Raw genomic sequence first — 18,988 nt, forward strand, 5'->3', positions numbered from 1 at the left:
CCCTATAAAAAGATATAACACAAATTGAATAAAATGAATCTACTGCCAAATGTTGGATAAATCCGAAACAATCGGTTATTCAATACTTTGACTTATTGATTCAGGTTTGCTTAAAACCATTGTTTGCCACTGAACACTGTTGCGCCCCATTGCATCTTTATTTAGCTCTGTTTTAAGGCAAACATGGAGTGCTCGCTCTTTGGCTAACTGTTCAATCTCTTCTGCGCTGACACCGTGGTTAACACGGCCATCATCAAAATCACCATGGCGCAAAGTGATAATGAGTTTACCGTTGGGGGCAAGCAGGTTACTTAATTTACGGAAGGCGCGATTACGTTCTGATCGCGGAATGTGCATCCAGACTGCAGAGAGCAAGATGTAATCAAAGCGGATACCGAGAGAAATAACTTTTTTCAGCTCAGGCAGAATATCATCAAGCCAGACGACTTCTGTTGACTGGGTATGCTGCTTACCAATAGTTCTAAGCGCTTGTGCTGGCTCAACGGCGTAAACTTCACAACCATTTTCGGCAAACCATAATGCGTCACGACCACTACCCGCACCAATATCTAATACACGGGGTTGCTTTCCCGTATCATCAGCAATCGGCCAATGTGGTTCCCAACTGGCATGGACATCTTCAAAAGCGAGCTTTTGATAATCGCTGGCTAACTGGGAAGCATTGTTATGGTAAAAGTTCTTTTGCATAGAATGGCTATTTTGTGTTGGCGTGCAGATTCACAACCATCACTTTAACTTATGTATTAACAAGTTAAAGTGATGATTATCATTATTACATTCTTGAGTATCAGGCTACGATTGTTAGCTTATGCGCTATATCGACTTTCAACCTGTAGGTTTTGAAAGCGATTAAACTCCCCCAACATCCCCGCTGGCACGCAGTCCCCTGCGCAGTAGTCTTCAAGTTCTGACAGTTCGCTGATGACAAGCAGCAGGACTTCTAATGCGATAGCGACATCACTCTGTGCAAAGTTGGCCAGGGTTTTCCAGCGGCGGCTGGTTTCGCCGTCATCGAGCATTACCGACTCACACACTTTAAGGCTGATAGGCTTGAAGTTGTCTGAATCACAGGCGCTTTCGTTGACGCCGAAGAAATCAATTGGCATCACCGAGCCCATTCGGATCTTGGCGCTGACTTTGGTGAGCGTATCCAGGCTCAGGTAGCAATCTCGTTCGATCCCTTCGCTGATCATCAATCCCTCAACGTACACCAGCACACCTTGAGCCAGATGGTCGTCCAAACATACCGCCCCATTGTTCAGCGATACATAAGCTTGCTTTAATTGATGTCTTGTCAAGTTCACGGTCGAGCACCTTTATTCGTATTGTCAGAACTAGCAAGGCTTGCAGCCTTTTCTACCTTGTTTTCAGGATCAGCAACTTAATTCATCTGTAAAATTATGTGTCAGCGCAGTATTGTCCACATAAAAAGCAAAAAATCACCACTAAAATTTTGTGGACTTTAGAGTAATGACTCGTTTGCTTTTAATTCACTCAAACAAAAGCACAATTCTGTCACCGATCGATTATTTATACCACTTCCAGAGGAGCAACCACAAATTTATACAACTACTCAAAACAAGTACAATTACTTTATCTACTGATTTTGATTATGTAAACCTGTTGATTTGCACAGTATATTACTGCATTTGATTATGTAATTGATTTTATTCGGCTAACTTTCTTCAATCGACTGTTATCTTTATAAATAGTCTTGCTTCTACTGATTTTCGGTATATATTAGGGGCAAGCCAAAGTACTGGATAAATACACATGACCTCATACAACACTGCTGGAGTATCACACATGGATGTCGAGACTAAGCTCAATGCCGTTGGCTCGGCACAACGTGAACGGCTGGCCTTCATCGACTTCGCCCTTTACTTCCTTGGTGAGGTCACGCGTAAAGATCTAATTGACCGCTTTGCCGTGGGCCATGCAGCTACCACTCGAGATTTTGCGCTGTACAAAGAGATTGCACCGGAAAACCTTAAGTTGGATATGCGCTCTAAGAAATACTACAAGCAACCAAACTTCGCCCCTGTGTTTACCCTGGATCTGAAGAAAACACTGGCTACTATTTCGCTTGGCTACGGTGATGGTTTCTCGGGGCATCAGGACTTTCCTATCCATTGTGAATCCCCAACTTCGCTGACGGTGCCACGAACTAAAACCATGGCTGCTTTATGTGAAGGGATTTATCGCAATAAACTGTTGGAAATTGAATATATTTCTACTTCCAGCGGCAAAGGCCGACGTGTAATCGCTCCACATAGTCTTGTTGATTCAGGCAACCGCTGGCACGTTCGCTCTTATGATCGCAAGAACAACCAATTCATGGATGTGGTGTGTAACCGTGTTAAGACGGTGGCTATCCTCGATGAAGAGCCAACCGCAGATGAGCGTATCGAAGCCGACCGCCAATGGCAGAAATATATCGAGGTCGAACTTGTCCCCCACCCTCGCCTAGACAATCCTGAAGCGATTGTGATGGATTATGAAATAACTGATGGCAAGTTGGTTATCGAGGTTCGCGCTGCCCTTGCCGGATATCTCTTGAGGAAATGGGAAGTCGATTGCAGTGAAGATGGTCACTTGCATGAGTATGTCGGATACCAACTGGCACTGGCGAACCCGCAGGCCTTGTATCAGGTTAACAGCGCTACGCTCGCCCCTGGATACCGCACGCCAAAAAGCTAACACGCTGGCGAAAGAATCACTTCGACTAAACCGTCCGATTGGGCGGTTTTTTGTTTCTAAACACCGAGCCGTGAACAAAAGTTACAAAAGCACTAGATAGTTACATAAACATCCTCTTCAATTTTCCTGCTTGTACATGTTGTTAGACTACGCCCAAACCACAACAACACGTACAACAGGTGAATTATGTTTTCCAATAACACCATAACCCAAAGCGACAAGCGCATGATGAATGTGATTTTTGCGCTATCAGCGGCAGTGATCCTGCTAGCTACTGCGCAAAACCATATGCCAACAGGTATCATCGGCGCTATCGGCGTAATGGCTGTCGTCGGCTATATCTTGAATGTCGCTGGTGATAAAACCCCTATCGTTAACCAGTTCTTTGGTGGCGGTGCCATTGTTATCATTTTTGGCTCTTCTTACATTTTCCACAGTGGCCTGCTTCCACAAGAAACGACCGAGACAATTACTACCTTCGTCAAAGGCGGTGGCTTTTTGTCTTTCTTTATTGCCAGTTTGGTCACCGGTTCGATTTTGGGCATGGACACCAATGTATTGAAGAAAGCCGCGCTTAAGTACATCCCGGTTATTTTGGGTGGAGTCGCTTGTGCTTTCTTGTTCGCTGGCGTTGTTGGCGCAGCATTGGGCCACGGCTTTATGGAATCTGTCATGCTGATTGCCCTACCTATCATGGGCGGCGGCATGGGTGCAGGCGCGGTACCTCTGGTTGAGATCATGTCGGGCAATACCGGTATGTCTGCGGAAATGCTGCTGTCAAAGATGGTTCCAGCACTGGCGATTGGTAACGCAATTGCGATTGTAATGGCGGGCCTTTTGGATAAAGTCGGCAAGTTCTTCCCTTCTCTAACTGGTAATGGCCAACTTATGCGTGGCAAAGTCGAAGAGAAGCAAGAAGAAGTAGAAGAGCAGCCAATTTCAATCAATGTACTGGGTGTGGGCGCGCTATTGGCTATCACCATGTACTTCGTCGGCTCAATGCTAAGCAGCGTTATCAGCATGCACACTTACGCGTTAATGATCATCTTCGTCGCATTAGTTAAAGTCGCTGGCTTGATGCCTCGCGAACTTGAGCGCGCAGCACACGGCTGGTACAAGTTTGTCGTCGATAACCTAACTCCTGCCCTACTTGTTGGTATCGGCGTGGCCTATACCGATCTTAACCAAATCATCGAATCGCTAAGCCTAGTTTACTTTCTTATGGTTTTCGCCACGGTTCTAGGTGCGATTGTAGGTACAGCGATCATTGGCCGCTTAATGGGCTTCAACCCTATTGAAGCGTCTATTACCGCTGGCCTTTGTATGGCAAACATGGGCGGTACGGGTGATGTGGCAGTACTGGCAGCCAGTAAGCGTATGGAGCTGATGCCGTTTGCCCAGATCTCCTCCCGTATCGGCGGTGCCTTCATGTTGATACTAGCCACCATGATTATTGAGTTACTCAAATAACACCAATTTGTGTGAATGAATGCTGGGGTTGCTGTGCAGCCCGGCATTTTCCATTTCCTCAATATTTGTTTTGAGCCATTTATCTATAAACAGGTTAGATAAAAGATATCTAGCACAGTATTCTCTCCACCATTGCAGTTATAATCCGTGCCAAATCCAGTGCTTAGCCAGACTACCCGTTCAATGAAACTCAAGAGCTACCTCGCCCTTACAACGCTTGCGACAACCTCTTCTATCGTTGTTGTCGTGACGACCTTTATCTTTTACCTGCTGCAGAATGCACACATTAACGGTATTGAGGAAAGGGGCCTGGAGTTAGCTCGGGTGCTGGCTCATGATCCCGTTGTGATTGAAGCGGTCAAGGCCAAAAACAACCACCTGTCGTTTGAGCTACAGCAATATATCGAGGATATTCGGGGCAAAACCGATGCTTCATTTATCGTTGTCACCGATCAGCAGGCCTTACGTTTAACCCACCCTGATGTCGACAAAATTGGCCTGCATTTTAACGGTGACGATATCTACCCATCGCTTAACCAAGGCATAGACCACACCAATGTCGCCTCAGGTACACTGGGTAAGGCAATTCGTAATTTTTCCCCCATCACAGATAACGGCCAGATCATCGGCGTGGTCAATATCGGGTACATGTATGATCGCAGTGTTGGTATTTTGATGGAGCAGTTTGGCAAAATTGCCGGGCTGATAGCAATTGTTTACCTGATTGGCGTCACGATCACAGGCACCTTCGTGTTCAAGATGAAGCGCACTTTTCTCGATTATGAACCGGAGATTATCGTTCATAAGTTCCGTGAACGAGAGATGATCCTCAACAGCATTCGCGACGGGATCATTGCCATTAATAACAACCACTGTATTACCACCATGAATCACAGTGCCAGTAAGATGATCTCAATGGGCAAGCTGGGACCACATGATTATATCAACCAACAGTTATCTTCATTCTCTGTGACATTGAGTCACCTTGTATTAGCAGAGAGTGACAGCTTTCACCAAGGTAACTTCAACATTGGCAAGCATACCTACCGTGCAGATATCTACCCTATCAAGCACAATAAAGGGATCCGCGGCCATGTGATTGTGTTTTATGCCAACCTGAATCAGGATGAACTTGAACGCGAAATCGTCTATCTGAAAAACTATGCCGAGTTACTGCGCAGCAAAACCCATGAGTATTCCAACAAGCTCAATGTATTGTCAGGGATGCTACAGCTCGGTAACTTCGATAAAGCGGTCGACTTTATCCAGCAGGAAACCGATAGCTACCAATCGATTATCCGCAGCATTGTCACTTCAGTGAATGACAGTGCTATTGCTGGTCTGTTGATGGCTAAGTTCAACAAAGCTTCAGATCTCGGTGTCACTTTTACCCTAGATGAAGATACCTGCCTGTCGAGCTACGAAAAAGCGGCATCAGAAAAGCTGGTCACCATCATCGGTAATCTTATCGACAATGCCCTACTGGCAGCTTGGCAAAACCGCAATCAAAAGCCTGCAGAGATCCAGCTCTACCTAAGCGATCGTAACCAGCACATCATCATTGAGGTGCAGGATTCTGGAGCCGGTGTGCCTGATGAGATCAGCGATTCGATTCTCGAGTTCGGGGTCAGCAGCAAGCAAGATGACCAGCAAAATGGGGTTGGCCTGTACCTCGTCAACCAATTGGTCGATTACTTCCATGGTAGTATCGACTGGGAACGTACGGAACAAGATACCACCTTGTTTAGCCTGTACTTAGACAAACAAATAACGACACGCCTATGACAAAGACAACGGTGATGGTACTGGAAGATGACATCCGTGCCAGCTATACCCTTGAATCAACCATTAATCAGCATCCACAGTTTACAGTAGTCGCTGTTAGTGAAAGCTATGCCGAAGCCATCATGCAGTTTGAGGCGTTCAAGCCAGATTTGGTGTTCGTGGACATTACCCTACCCGACGGAAATGGTTTGGCCTTTATCCGCGAGCTCCGCAGCCAGAATGTGGCCTGCAGTTTTATCATGACCACTGCTGAGCGGGAAGCCGCTACCGTCGAGCAAGCTGTACAACTGGGTGTAATGGATTATTTAGTGAAGCCGATCCGTATGTCACGGGTCAACCAGGCTTTGGATGATTATTTGAACTACCGCCTAACTTTAGCAACGGCAGCCACCGTCGATCAAAACGATATTGACCAATTGTTCCGTAAATCAACGGCCGCCCCGGTTCGCAATACTCCCAAAGGGATCGATGCGACAACCTTAGCGAGCTTGAAGCAGATATTAGTCACAGAGCAATTGCAGGATTTTTCAGCCGAAGACATTGGCAGGAAGATGAATGTCAGCAGGGTCACCGCCCGCCGTTACCTAGAGTTTTTGGAAACAGAGGGGATGATAAAGCTAGTTTTGAATTACAAAACAGGTGGCAGACCGCAACGGCTCTACCAACTGTTAGGCAAATAACCTGTTTTCTAGGGCAGGCTATTTGGGAATATTGAACGACTTCTCGCCCATACAGGTAAAGGTGAAATAACGACTGCGCTCATGGAAAGAGGAGAAGCCTTTACCTCGGCAGTAAGCTCCATTTAACTCATGCATATAAGCCAGAGTCTCTTGGTCTTTGACCGAAAAATAGCTGTTATTTTCACAAACGACCCGGAGCTTTCCGTCATCGCCTTGGGCGTATGACTGAACTTTGGAGCCGCACAAGGTAAAGCTAGCTTCGACAAATTCATCAGCACGCTGGTCAACAGTTTTGGTACATCCTGCTATTACCAGGGGTAAAAAAGTCACAAGCAGTAAATTTTTCACAACCGGTCTCCTACACACATATTTGGTAAATGCCCAATAATCAGTGTAGTGCGTCTTGCTGCTAACTGTGTCTCAATTCTTGTATAAAAGGCTTTTTACCTATTAGATTGACAAAATTATCCGTTAATTTGTCTTTTTTTGCCTTTCGGTTCATCGATACGTCGGCGGTGCCAAATGGAGTAATGGCGCAATCCCGCTGGACCATGGGCAATCACAACTGACATCACAAGGATGGTGATGAACAATTCGGGTTTATGGTGTGGGATAATAAAAAAACTGCCTAATAGACCGAGTTTAACAAACGTCAGCACGCCTTTAAGTTGGATAAGCCATAATCGAGATTGACGAATTTCCAACACAGTCATGATCACGCCAGTTACCATTGCCATTATCCACCAGTGCAACCACAACGACTTCTCGACACCATATAAAATGCCACCAGCACTGCCAGCAATACCAAGAATATGCATAGCCCTGATGGCTGTTTTGCTGAGGCGCTGTATCCAGAAACGTGTTTCGGACATACCAAACTGCTCATCTTGAGCCGAATGTTTTCGCGGCTTTGAGTTTGAAGGCTCTCTAACTGCTGATGATGTGGTATCTGAGGCAGGTTTTGACGGTTGATTCATAGCGATAACAGGGTATTCAAACGATGCGGTGAAGAATACCCTTAATAGCCGTAATTAACTAGGGGCTTTTCGGATTGGCCAATTAGCGAGACGCCTTGGTCAATGTAGTGATTTTACCATCCACGACTAGGTAGCAATCCATACCGGCTGCCAGTGCAGCCTTCTTGCCAAGTTCTGTATCTTCAAAGACCACACAATCTTGCGGAGCAACACCGATACGCTTGGCAGCTTCCAAGAAAGTATCTGGATTCGGCTTGTGGTTAACCACATCATCAGCGGTAACCAGTGCATCGAGCATCGGCAAGATACCTGTTTGATCTAATAGCGGCTCGGCGTTGAACAGACGGCTCCCCGTTCCCACTGCCACTTTCTTGCTTCCCTTGTTATCGAGCAAGACCTGATAAACAGGTTCAATCACTTCACCCTTGTGGGCAATTTCATCGTAAAACTTGTACTTGGTATTCGCCAAGCGCTCTGTATCGAAATTTTGGCGAAAGCTTCGGTTGATCTCATTGGCAATGCGAACGCTAGGCATACCACCTAGGTTATAGAACCAATCGCGATCAAAAGGTATCTCGTGAATGGCACAGGTTTTCTCCCATGCTTCCAGGTGCGCTGGCATTGAGTCGACCAACGTACCGTCCATATCGAAAATGATACCCTTGTAGCTTGATAAATCCATGTTTCTCCTTGTTTATTTAGCTGTTCTTTTCAGTCGTCTGACCTCCAAGACACCCGTGCATCCTAACGACACTATATGACACTTATATTGCAATAAGCTGTTGATGTAAACATCAAAACCCTGTGGCAAAAGAAGCCAGCGGTTATCTTTTGAGCAAAGATATCTAAATTATCCATAAAAAAGAGCAAAACCTTCTTTAACACGCTATACATGCAAGTACTTTGTATATATATTCACAATATAATCATTGATATTCACCCAGCCTTTTTTGATTTTGGATGTACAGCTAAGGAACGCGACATGCCCCAACCCGACATAACCTCACTTATCCCTATTATTATTACCCTCGCTTTATCCCTCACTACACGAAACGTTGTTATCGGTTTGTTTGGCGGTGTATTTAGCGGCGTCGTGATGCTGAACGGCATTGCGCCACTCGATACTTTCGGTACCTTGGTTAAGGACTACCTTGTTCCACAGCTCACCGACAGCTATAACGCCGGCGTCATCGTCCTGTTGGTGTTTATTGGTGGCTTTGTTGCTTTGATGGAACAATCCGGTGGTGGCCAGGCTTTTGCCGCCAAGGTCACCCACTGGGTGAGCACCAAATGCCGTGCCCAGCTATCTTCATGGTTTGGAGGGATTTTTATTTTCTTCTCGGACTTGGGTACACCACTCATTGTCGGTCCGGTGTTCCGCCCGTTGTTTGACAAGTTAAAGCTGTCACGCCAAAAGTTGGCCTTCATTATTGACTCCACTTCGTCCCCAGTCGCGATACTCACCCCCTTTATCGGTTGGGGGGTTTATATCATGGGCTTGCTGCAAAAAGAGTTCACCGCCCTGGATGTCGCCGTTACTGACTGGGAAGCCTTCGTCAAGGCGATTCCTTTCCAGTTCTACGCATTTTTGGCCATATTCATCGTACCTCTGGTAGCATTCAAAAAGCTGGATTTCGGTCCGATGGCGATCGCCGAACAAAAAGCGCAGCAAGGTATTATTACCGGAGCCAGCAGCGAAACCCTCAACACCTTCACGCATAAAAATGCAAAAGCCTCTTTTGTGTTCGCGCCATTGATCGTTATGGCATTGGTACTGATCATGATGCTGGCACCGCTGGGCTTCCCATTCAAGCAAGTGTCAGGCTCTGTATTTCGAGCTGCCCTTTCCAGTGCCTACTTCTTTGCAGCCATTACCTTAATTTCATTAATGGCGTTTTATGGAGTACGCAAACTCAATGACGGCATCAGCGTATACCTCAAAGGCATGGGTAACATGATGCAAGTCGCCATTGTCCTTATCTTGGCGTGGACACTCAGCAGCGTGGGCAAAGAATTGGGCACTGCGGCCTACATTGCCGAGCAAGCTCAGGCAGGCTTTCCTTACTGGTTGGTCCCTGCTGTCGCCTTCTTGTTAGCCGCAATTATTTCTTTCGCAACAGGATCATCATGGGGCACCTTTGCCATTATGATGCCTTTGGTGATCCCGACAGCCATTGCTATTGATGCCCCACTGTATGCATGTATTGGTGCGGTGCTATCTGGTGGCTTGTTCGGTGACCACTGCTCGCCGATATCTGAAACCACCATCTTGTCATCGACAGGCTCCGGGTGTGATCAGTTCGAGCACTTCAGAACCCAATTGCCTTATGCCCTACTCAATGGCTCAATCGCCTTAGTCAGCTTCATCGCAGCCGGTTTGATGCAAAGCCCTGTCGTATTGGCAATAGCCCTTATTGCCCAGGCCGGCTTGGTGTTCCTGCTGTCGAAGTGGCATAGCAGCCAAAAAACGGCCCAAGTCACTGCAAGTTAATCCTTCCTCTAAACAACAGCCAGCAACCTTTGCTGGCTGTTAGTTTTCTCGTAAAACCGCAGCCTGATATTGAAAAAACACATTACGTGACATTTAGTAATAGTACTAAACGTCGACTGAACAACGCTCCTGTTGACGGAATAGTACTGAAACCAGACGGCTGGAGGGGTAATCCTTGTTGGCTACTAGGGCTATGATGGGTCATAGACGGTATAGCACAGAATGAAAACCTTTTGTGTCCGCAACGAGATATTCACGAGGTAAGCAAATGAATATAGTTAATATTTTAACAACTGTTATTGCCCTATCTAAGGCCTTGGCTGGCATTGTGATTTTCCAATGTACTATTGCCGCTGCATTAAGTGTTGGGCATATAATTACAGCCCCATTTAAAAAGCTATTACTTGCCCTACCTAAGGTAAAAAGGAAACACAAATGAATATGTTCGGATCAGCAGTCGATATCGCATTTAGAGTTGGACAAACAGGGATCGCTGGAGTTAGTTTATTCATCATAGTGATGACATTTGTTGGCGCTGGAATAGCACGCTGGCTGGGTAAAGATTAATACCTGCTAGCAAAGTAGTGGTGAGCTAACCCCTTATTTCACATCCAATTCAACTAAGCCCCATTTTTTCGCCACACGATCAAAAAAGCCCTGAGTCTGCTTTAACTCGATCCAGTGATTGACGTAATTGATCCACACCTGATCTTCTTTGGGTAACAACATCGCTATCGGCGTTGGTAAACGCATACCGTCGACTTTGGCCACGCTAAGTTGTGGATAGCGTTTAACCAAAGTCGCCGCTTCGATATTCGAGGTCACAATGGCTGTCGTTTTATTATCAAGCAGGTATTGATGGGTTAGTTTGGCATTCTCGCTGGCGTGCTTTCTCGCGTTGGGCAGAAGTTCTTCAACAAGGCTTTGCTGCACCGTTCCCGCCGTCGTGGTCAGGATGACGGAAGATGCATTGAAATCACTCCACTTACTAAAGCGTTTGGCATTGGCTTTGGTCACCACCGGGACAAAGGCAAGGTGGTAATAGGTATCACTGTATCCGGCCAATCTGGCGCGGTGCATGTTCAATGAGGCACTACCCGTCATGTCGTATTTGTCTGTAACGACACCGTTGACCAACTTCTTCCATGTTGTCGGCACGTACTCCACCGTCACGCCCAAATCCTTGGCGAGCTCGGTGGTGATATCAATGTCAAAGCCACGGTAAAAATTTGTGGCAGGATCCCGCATGGTCATCGGGCTCCAGTCTCCTGTTGTTCCTACCCGGAGTGTGCCTCTATCTAGGATCTCTGTCAGGCGGCTTTTTGCTGCATGGGTCACTCCAGAAAGCAATGCCATCAAAATACAAACAATTAGCGCTACACTTTTGATGTACCATGCCTTCATAGATGCCTCTGACTATTAACAAAGTTATCTATAAAGATAGCAGTAATTTGTTTTGGCAAATTTAAGCTGTAGAACTTTTATAGCCTTGTAAAAACATTGAGACACATGTTCTTAGGTACTCACGGCGTTCTTGCTCTGTCTCTTGGCTTTCCTGACCAAGATAAGCCCAATACACCACTTTCCCGTGGCACATCAGCAAGAATTGCAAAGCGGCATCGGCACAGTTCAGATCAGACCTTAAGATCCCTTTTGCTATCAATTGGCCAAGATACCCCGCCACCATTTCAGTGGTGTTTCTCGGCCCGGCATTGAGGTATACCTTGGCCAAATCGGGATGGGTATCACTTTGCCTGACAGCCGTTTTGTAGGTATTCAAAGCCTCTTCGCTCAATAACATGTTCTGGAATCGCCAAGCAAACTCTACAAGCACTTGTTCTGGCTCTCTTGGGTCATCCAACAAACTGATATCAAGTTGGTTTGCCGTGCATTTGGCACGGATACAGGTATCAAACAGATCATCTTTGGTTTTGAAATGCGAATAAACCGTCTGCTTAGAAACCTGCGCCCTTACGGCAATAGCCTCCATGCTTATCCCATATCCTTGCTCACAAAACAGATCCGTTGCGGCCTTTAAAATTTGTTCCCTTTTCTGGGCACTTCTGGCAGTTAACACACGCTCACCCTTAATTAACAACTCTATAGTAGTTTTAATACAATCAAACTGGACAGTCTAGTTTAGATGGTATATTTTTTAAACATATGGACTGGACAGTCTAGTTTAGTAACTTAAGGCAGGGCAAGATGAAAAGGATAACAGTAGCCGGTATCGTGATAGGTTCCGCATTGCTAGCTGGGTGTAACACCTCGAGTACATCACCACCAGACCAGCAATTTAATCAGTTACTGAGTGTAAATACGCTCACGTTAGACCCTTCCGATCACTACAGCGTCGAACGTGAGTACGTCGGAATGGTTCAAGCTGGGCAACAGGCCAATTTAGGTGTCGAGCTAGGCGGTAAAGTCGCTCGGATATTGGTCGATGTTGGTGACAGCGTCAATGCGGGTGAGCCTCTTCTCGTTTTAGATACTCAACTTTTGATCACCCAAGCCGATGAGCTTCGCGCCCAGCAGTCACAAATCACCGCTCAACTGGACTTGGTCGAGGCGAACTTAAAACGCCAGCAATCATTGAAGAAAAAAGGCTTCAGTGCGGATTCTGAAATTGATGCCCTCAACAGCCAACGTAATGCGCTAAGGGCTAACTACCGACAGCTAACAGCCTCATTGGCTGCCAACCAGTTAAGGCAAGATAAGTCGACAGTGTACGCCCCTTACGATGGTACTGTCAGCGCAAGGTTCGTTTCCAAAGGGGATGTAATTAACACCGGTTCACCGACACTTACCCTCCTCGCTTCCACCAGCAAAGAAGCCCATATCGGTATACCTGCCAAACAGCTTGGTAAGCTCATAAGCCATAGCGATTGGCAGTTGCGTGTTGGCCCTGACAGTTACCCTGTCACCTTGCTGAACCCAGGTGCTCGCGTAGACAGCGGCTCTCGTACAGTGAAGCTGCGATTTGCCCTGCCAGAATATGCCGAGGTCATTGACGGCCAACTGGCCTACCTGCAGTTTAGCGATGTACATGACAAACCCGGTTATTGGATCCCACTCTCTGCAATGACAGATGGCCTTCGTGGTGTTTGGAATGTCTTTGTGATGAGCGATGAGGACAACCAGCATATTGTAGAGCGCCGCTCCATCCAGGTTCTACATGCTAACGCTGAGTATGCTTATGTCACTGGCGCACTATCATCCGGAGAGCGTTTGATTTCAGACGGGCTTCACCGCCTTGTCCCCGGTCAGGCAGTTCAACCGGTAAAAAAGTTACCACTTCCATTGACTAACCGCGATGAGGCCGCGCTATGAAGATGGAAGCCATAATCAGCAATACCCGCCTATTGGTATTGGCCATTGTGCTTTTGGTCGTTGCAGGCTTTTCTGCGCTTAGCACATTACCAAGGGCCGAGGACCCGGTGATCCACAACCGCCATGCCAGCATCATCACCCATTTCCCTGGGGCGACGGCCGAGCGGGTTGAAGCATTGATCACCGAGAAGATCGAAACCGAACTGCGCCAGTTAGAAGAGATCAAAGAACTCTCTTCTGTATCCCGGCCTGGTATTTCCGTCATCCGAGTAGAGCTCAATGACGAGATCACCGACTCTGAACCCGTATGGTCGAGAACCCGGGATAAACTGTCTGATGTTACGCCTTCATTGCCCGCAGGATCGTCTGTACCCGATTTACAAAACGAGCATGGCTATGCCTTCACCATGATCACGGCATTGACCTGGCAAGGTGAAAGCCAGCCAGATCTACTGACTTTACGCCGCTACGCCATTGAACTTGGCAACCGCATGCGAATCATGAGTGGTGTGGAGTTTGTTGATGTATACGGCCTGCCTGATGAAGAAATTCAAGTCACACTTGATCCTGCTGCAACCAGCGCCCTTGGACGCTCAGCAATCTCATTATCACAAGCGATAGACCAAGCAGATGCCAAAAACTCAGCCGGTGAGTTGGTCAATGGTAATAACCGCTTTGCCTTAGAAGTTTCAGACTCGTTGGATACCCTCGACAGGGTCCGTCGTGTCCCTATTGCAATGGATGACAACGGGTTCTTAATCCGTATCGAAGATATTGCCGAAGTAGAACGCACTGCCGCTTCCCCTCCTTCTGAAATCGGGGTTATAAACGGTAAGCCTGCGATCATTGTTGCTGCCCGGATGCAACCTACACTGCGTGTCGATCAGTGGACTGATCGGATGAACCGGCTGTTGGATCAATACCGGCAACAATTGCCTTCCAATGTGTCGGTTAATGTGATTTTTGAACAGCAAAGCTATACAGAAACCCGCCTGTCCGATCTTAACCAAAGTTTGCTGCTCGGCTTTTCGATCATCTTGGTCGTATTGCTGCTCACATTAGGGATCCGCTCGGCGATCATTGTTGCCATTTCCCTGCCACTTACCAGCCTAGTCACTTTGTCGATGATGAAATTCACAGGGCTTCCTATCAATCAAATGTCAGTCACCGGCTTGATTGTTGCGCTGGGTATCATGGTCGACAATGCGATTGTAATGGTTGATACCATTCAACATTATCGCCAGCAAGGCAAAGCCAAAATTGAAGCTGCTATGCAGGCTATCCGCCACTTGTGGATCCCGTTGCTTGGCTCGACATTAACCACGGTATTGGCCTTTGCACCGATATTCCTGATGCCTGGCCCTGCCGGCGAATTCGTCGGTGCTATCGCAATTACCGTTTGCTTCTCGCTGATTGGCTCTTACTTAATCTCACATACACTGGTCGCCGGTTTTGCTTCGCGGTTATTGCCTTCGAACAATCAGGGTCAACGCTGGTACCATACCGGTATCGTTGTACCTGCGGTGAGCAAACGTTTTGAAGGCTCAATTCTTTATGCCATCAAACACCCGCTGATCACTGCTGGTTTAGTCTGTATCCTGCCTTTCACCGGTTTTTGGGCAGCGACAACCTTAACGGAACAGTTCTTCCCACCATCAGATAGGGATATGTTCGAAATCCAGGTGTTCTTGCCCCCTCAATCCAGCATCTTCGCAACCTCGGAAGCCACCAAGCAGGTTGATGCAATCATGGCAGAATATGAAGGCGTGGAACGGGTAAGTTGGGTTGTCGGCGGTAATTTCCCATCGTTTTACTACAACCTGGTTAGCCGTCAACAAGGTGCCCCTTACTTTGCCCAAGCCATGGTCAAAGTCCGTGATTTCGATCTTGCCAATGCCATGATCCCTGACCTGCAGGCGGAGCTTGATCAGCAAATGCCTAATGCACAAATCCTAGTACGCAAGCTTGAACAGGGTCCCCCCTTCAATGCGCCGTTGGAAGTGCGACTGTATGGCCCGAATTTAGACAGGCTTAAAGCCATTGGTGAAGATATCCGCCTTATCATGGCTAGCACGCCTAACGTTACCCACACCCGAGAGACCCTACAACCGGGTACGCCTAAGGTATGGCTAAACGTCAACGAAGAGGCGAGCCAGCTAAGCGGACTGACCCTTAAAGATTTTGCTGACCTACTCCAAGCTACCTTCACCGGACGGCTGAGCGGCAGTATTATCGAAGCAACCGAATCTATTCCTGTGCGTGTTAGGGTCAGTGATGATAGCCGGGAAAATATGAGTCAATTGAGCAGCCTACCGCTTCCGGTGAAATCCGAGAGCGACTTGATGGGTTTGCCTGTATTCGCGATAGCCGATTTATCACTAACGCCAAGCAGGGGTGCTATCCCGCGACGCAATGGCCAACGGGTTAACGTGATTGAAGGCTATATCCGGGCCGGTGTGCTGCCGCAAACAGCTTTGGTCCACTTTCAAGCAGAACTGGAGAAATACCAGGCAAGCATACCTAGTGGCTATAGCATTGAGTTTGGTGGTGAGTCGGCAGAACGAAATGAATCAGTTGGCAATCTGATGGCCAACCTGACTATGGTGATCACTCTATTGATCATGGTCGTGGTGCTGTCTTTCAATTCATTCCGGTTGAGCTTGGTGATCTTCTTTGTCGGTATTCTATCGGCAGGGTTGGGTCTGTTGTCGGTGGCAGCCTTCGGCTATCCGTTTGGCTTCACTGTCATTATTGGCTTACTGGGTCTGGTCGGCCTTGCTATCAATGCCGCCATCGTGATTTTGGCCGAACTCAAGAGCTGCCCTGAAGCCAGCGAAGGTAACCTTGATGCCATTGTTACCGCCGTGATGAGTTGTACCCGCCACATCACCTCGACAACCATTACGACTATCGGTGGTTTCATGCCTTTGATCCTTGCAGGAGGCGGCTTCTGGCCACCATTCGCTGTCGCTATCGCTGGCGGTACCCTGCTCACAACCCTAGTCTCGTTTTACTTTGTCCCTGCCGCATTCAAGCTAGCGGTCAAATTCAAGCCGTTAGCCGTTCGCAACGTCGAGCTAAGTAGTGCCACGACTCATTAACTTGTAGTGAGATTGATAGGAACAAGCCAGCACATCAGGTTCGCCTGTTGTGCTGGCTTTCCGCTATTGGCAATGCTGTTGCAGGTTGCTGTAAGAAGCGGCGAAATTCTTATTCGGGAAGTATTCGTTATTGATCAGCAAGCTCTTACTCTTGGCCCAATTATGTGCAAATGAGCCGTTACCATAGGGAATATCGTAGATTTCAAAATGTCGTTCGTCCCGGGCATAAATGAGGTTGGCGGCCATCCGCCCCGAACGCTGCAAGGTATTTTTATAATATTGAAAATCACCATTACAGCTTTTGATCACATACGATCCCTTTTCACTGCGCACGCTAATGTAATAATTAGCCGTGTTGGCAAATTTCATTAATTGCCAAATACCCACTTCATTGCTCAGTTGGATAACAGGCACAACTTTCTTTTCAACAGACTCAGGACTTTCCGCCAACGCCGTTTTCATATTTTCATCTTCTTCATTGACACTTGGGTCATGGTGAAGCAGACGCATAGACGGTTTATTCACTTTTTGCGGGGGCGGATTAAGGCTGTTCCACACATTCATCAATGGCTCTTTACCTGGCCCCATCGCTATCCACACTAAAGCAACGGGTATCGCCAGCACCGCTAAACGCGCCCAATAACGACTTCTGCCAATCGCTTTAATCTGACTGGCAACCAAAGGCGTGAGTTTCTGTGACGCCGCTACAAACTGGCCAGGAAGCTCTGACTTGGTGATCTCCTTACTATCACTTCGTTTTTCAAGACGAAGACCATCCACTTTTGACTGCAGGCGGCGGTTTTCCCTCCGCAAAGCTTGCATATCTTCTTCCATCATCTGTTTATAGTTTTTTTCGTCATCAGATGGTGTTGTTTTCTGTTTAAGCTCTTCACGAGCAGCCGCCAGCTTTCTTTCTAATTCTTCATTTTGTTGCTTAAGATCTGTAAATTGCTCTTCAAGTTGCTGACACTTTTTCTTCCATATCACTGTCTGCTCATTAGACTTAAGGTAAACCACATGAACCGCTTCTTCATTGCCATGACCCGTCATTACCTTTTCATAGGCTTGGCTGAGCATCTGCATAATTGACTTGGAGCCCCCTTTATCGGGGTGGCATCGGCTAGAAAGCAACTTATAACGTCGCTTTACATCAGCCAGAGGCGTATTCTTTTTAACTCCTAAAATATCGAAATACGTCGTCATTCCATTCTTACCGCAAGCATCTTTTTTGAACTAACATCCCACTTTTATTATATGCAGACAAACGCATACCTTGCTAAAAGTAATTTGCCCCTTTAGTTTTTATCGATAGCAAGGAACAATAAACCTTATTGATTCATAAAAGCAGGTAATATTATCGGCTTTAGGAAGGAGAAGTTGAGGGTTCTAACTCAATAAAAGCAAAAACAACCTATTAATGTTATTAACAGGTTGTTATTTAGTCATTTTAGGTTGATTACTCAGGTATGTAAGTTGTGTTTTCGCATCCTGAACTCACCCGGTGAGCAGCCCATATGCTTTTTAAATACCCGAGAAAAATAGGAAACGTCTTTAAAGCCTGCTGAATGGGCAATCTGGGAGATCTTCTCCCGATCTGAGCTCAAAAGCCCACAGGCTAAATCCAACCGTTTCTTGATAATGTACTGTTTGAGCGTGACACCCATTACGTTATGGAACAATCGTGAAAAGTACGTTGGCGAGTAATGACAAGCATTGGCAAGATCTTCTTCCCTCAACGGAGAGCTGATGTTCTCATCAATAATCTTCAGCGCTGGCCGTATAGAGAGTTCACGCTGCTCAAAACCTTGTACAGGCTCTGCGACCACATTGTGAGTGTGTAGTCGGCTAAAGCAAGCATCAATCTCTTGTTTGGTCGCATTAGACGCAATGACATCCTCACCACCAGCACGCAGCACATTAAGTGCAAGATCGGCATCTAGGCTATGGTAGACCACCACGACTTTCGTTTGCGGAAAACGGCTTTTCACCGACTGCAGTAATTCAAAACCATTCGACGTTGAGTCTATGACCTCGAGGAAGATCAGCTCCTGACCTGTCATGGTTGATAACAGCTCAAAAGGTGAGACGTCCACCACATCATGTGACATCTTAAGGTTTTCTTTCGCTTCTGCCACTTTATCGAAGTGGCTACAACTAACCCAAATCACAGCTTCACCTTAATCTATTAAGAAAGTTACAAACGTTTTGTCTGTCTGAACTCTCCCTGTCATAAATCTTCGTCGATCTTATTTTAATTTTATGCCCGTCAAAAAAGTGACGGTACATTGATAATTAACGTCTATAAACCCAAAAAATTCCAGACGGCAAACTTGTTTCAACATTAATGCTGTTTTCTCAAAACATTCTGCTAATGCGAGGACTTCAACAGCTTATAACGCATATCTGCCTTTAAAATCTCATGAAATATAGCAA

At 46.7% G+C, this 18,988-nt stretch carries 17 protein-coding genes and 1 pseudogene; 9 read left to right on the forward strand and 9 right to left on the reverse strand.

Annotated features, from left to right (window positions below; translation table 11 throughout):
• Window positions 1–75: 75 nt before the first annotated feature.
• Both BIZ37_RS22650 and BIZ37_RS22655 read right to left on the reverse strand, forming a co-directional pair.
• Complete coding sequence (locus BIZ37_RS22650; RefSeq protein WP_187463451.1) at window positions 76–708, reverse strand: bifunctional 2-polyprenyl-6-hydroxyphenol methylase/3-demethylubiquinol 3-O-methyltransferase UbiG; 633 nt, start codon at window positions 706–708, stop codon at window positions 76–78.
• Window positions 709–827: 119 nt separating this feature from the next.
• Window positions 828–1,325: a hypothetical protein gene (locus BIZ37_RS22655; protein WP_187463452.1), complete on the reverse strand. Its 498-nt coding sequence runs from the start codon at window positions 1,323–1,325 to the stop codon at window positions 828–830.
• 469 nt (window positions 1,326–1,794) lie between these two features.
• Between BIZ37_RS22655 and BIZ37_RS22660 the strand changes: the two genes are divergently transcribed.
• From BIZ37_RS22660 to BIZ37_RS22675, 4 genes are all read left to right on the forward strand, one after another.
• Window positions 1,795–2,721, forward strand: coding sequence for a WYL domain-containing protein (locus tag BIZ37_RS22660; RefSeq protein ID WP_255526869.1), 927 nt, complete (start codon window positions 1,795–1,797; stop codon window positions 2,719–2,721).
• Between the two features lie 186 nt (window positions 2,722–2,907).
• A complete protein-coding gene (locus BIZ37_RS22665) occupies window positions 2,908–4,191 on the forward strand; it encodes a 2-hydroxycarboxylate transporter family protein (RefSeq protein ID WP_187463453.1) in 1,284 nt (427 codons plus the stop codon).
• A gap of 147 nt (window positions 4,192–4,338) precedes the next feature.
• Window positions 4,339–5,976: an ATP-binding protein gene (locus tag BIZ37_RS22670; RefSeq protein WP_370577542.1), complete on the forward strand. Its 1,638-nt coding sequence runs from the start codon at window positions 4,339–4,341 to the stop codon at window positions 5,974–5,976.
• On the forward strand, window positions 5,973–6,656 hold the full coding sequence (locus BIZ37_RS22675; RefSeq protein ID WP_187463454.1) for a response regulator: 684 nt from the start codon (window positions 5,973–5,975) through the stop codon (window positions 6,654–6,656). The genes BIZ37_RS22670 and BIZ37_RS22675 overlap by 4 nt, the downstream gene beginning before the upstream one ends.
• 18 nt (window positions 6,657–6,674) lie before the next feature.
• Here the strand turns inward: BIZ37_RS22675 and BIZ37_RS22680 are convergent, their stop codons facing one another.
• From BIZ37_RS22680 to BIZ37_RS22690, 3 genes are all read right to left on the reverse strand, one after another.
• Window positions 6,675–7,004: a hypothetical protein gene (locus tag BIZ37_RS22680; RefSeq protein ID WP_187463455.1), complete on the reverse strand. Its 330-nt coding sequence runs from the start codon at window positions 7,002–7,004 to the stop codon at window positions 6,675–6,677.
• A gap of 116 nt (window positions 7,005–7,120) precedes the next feature.
• A complete protein-coding gene (locus BIZ37_RS22685) occupies window positions 7,121–7,528 on the reverse strand; it encodes a hypothetical protein (RefSeq protein ID WP_187463456.1) in 408 nt (135 codons plus the stop codon).
• A gap of 187 nt (window positions 7,529–7,715) precedes the next feature.
• Window positions 7,716–8,315 carry an HAD family phosphatase gene (locus BIZ37_RS22690; protein WP_187463457.1) on the reverse strand — a complete coding sequence of 200 codons (600 nt, stop codon included), beginning with the start codon at window positions 8,313–8,315 and terminating at the stop codon, window positions 7,716–7,718.
• Between the two features lie 300 nt (window positions 8,316–8,615).
• On the opposite strand from BIZ37_RS22690, the pseudogene BIZ37_RS22695 reads away from it, so the two are divergent.
• The 3 genes and pseudogenes from BIZ37_RS22695 to BIZ37_RS30560 all read left to right on the forward strand — a co-directional run bounded on the left by BIZ37_RS22695 (window position 8,616) and on the right by BIZ37_RS30560 (window position 10,691).
• Window positions 8,616–10,167: pseudogene (locus BIZ37_RS22695) on the forward strand (Na+/H+ antiporter NhaC family protein).
• 225 nt (window positions 10,168–10,392) lie between these two features.
• Complete coding sequence (locus tag BIZ37_RS22700; RefSeq protein ID WP_187463459.1) at window positions 10,393–10,563, forward strand: hypothetical protein; 171 nt, start codon at window positions 10,393–10,395, stop codon at window positions 10,561–10,563.
• Window positions 10,560–10,691, forward strand: coding sequence for a hypothetical protein (locus BIZ37_RS30560; protein ID WP_255526870.1), 132 nt, complete (start codon window positions 10,560–10,562; stop codon window positions 10,689–10,691). The genes BIZ37_RS22700 and BIZ37_RS30560 overlap by 4 nt, the downstream gene beginning before the upstream one ends.
• 33 nt (window positions 10,692–10,724) lie before the next feature.
• On the opposite strand, the gene BIZ37_RS22705 is transcribed toward BIZ37_RS30560, so the two are convergent.
• Together BIZ37_RS22705 and BIZ37_RS22710 are read right to left on the reverse strand one after the other, a co-directional pair.
• Window positions 10,725–11,528, reverse strand: coding sequence for a transporter substrate-binding domain-containing protein (locus BIZ37_RS22705; protein WP_187463460.1), 804 nt, complete (start codon window positions 11,526–11,528; stop codon window positions 10,725–10,727).
• A 61-nt stretch (window positions 11,529–11,589) separates the two neighbouring features.
• Window positions 11,590–12,201, reverse strand: a complete 612-nt coding sequence (locus BIZ37_RS22710) for a TetR/AcrR family transcriptional regulator (RefSeq protein WP_187463461.1) — start codon at window positions 12,199–12,201, stop codon at window positions 11,590–11,592.
• A 128-nt stretch (window positions 12,202–12,329) separates the two neighbouring features.
• Here BIZ37_RS22710 and BIZ37_RS22715 point away from each other — a divergent pair, with 128 nt between their 5' ends.
• Window positions 12,330–13,454, forward strand: coding sequence for an efflux RND transporter periplasmic adaptor subunit (locus tag BIZ37_RS22715; RefSeq protein ID WP_187463462.1), 1,125 nt, complete (start codon window positions 12,330–12,332; stop codon window positions 13,452–13,454).
• Window positions 13,455–13,456: 2 nt separating this feature from the next.
• Window positions 13,457–16,555, forward strand: coding sequence for an efflux RND transporter permease subunit (locus tag BIZ37_RS22720; RefSeq protein WP_187463467.1), 3,099 nt, complete (start codon window positions 13,457–13,459; stop codon window positions 16,553–16,555).
• Window positions 16,556–16,618: 63 nt separating this feature from the next.
• Here the strand turns inward: BIZ37_RS22720 and BIZ37_RS22725 are convergent, their stop codons facing one another.
• Together BIZ37_RS22725 and BIZ37_RS22730 are read right to left on the reverse strand one after the other, a co-directional pair.
• Window positions 16,619–17,758 carry a J domain-containing protein gene (locus BIZ37_RS22725; protein WP_187463463.1) on the reverse strand — a complete coding sequence of 380 codons (1,140 nt, stop codon included), beginning with the start codon at window positions 17,756–17,758 and terminating at the stop codon, window positions 16,619–16,621.
• Window positions 17,759–18,015: 257 nt separating this feature from the next.
• A complete protein-coding gene (locus BIZ37_RS22730) occupies window positions 18,016–18,723 on the reverse strand; it encodes an AraC family transcriptional regulator (RefSeq protein ID WP_187463464.1) in 708 nt (235 codons plus the stop codon).
• Window positions 18,724–18,988: the final 265 nt, after the last annotated feature.

Source organism: Photobacterium sp. BZF1, from assembly GCF_014349205.1.
GTDB lineage: Bacteria > Pseudomonadota > Gammaproteobacteria > Enterobacterales > Vibrionaceae > Photobacterium.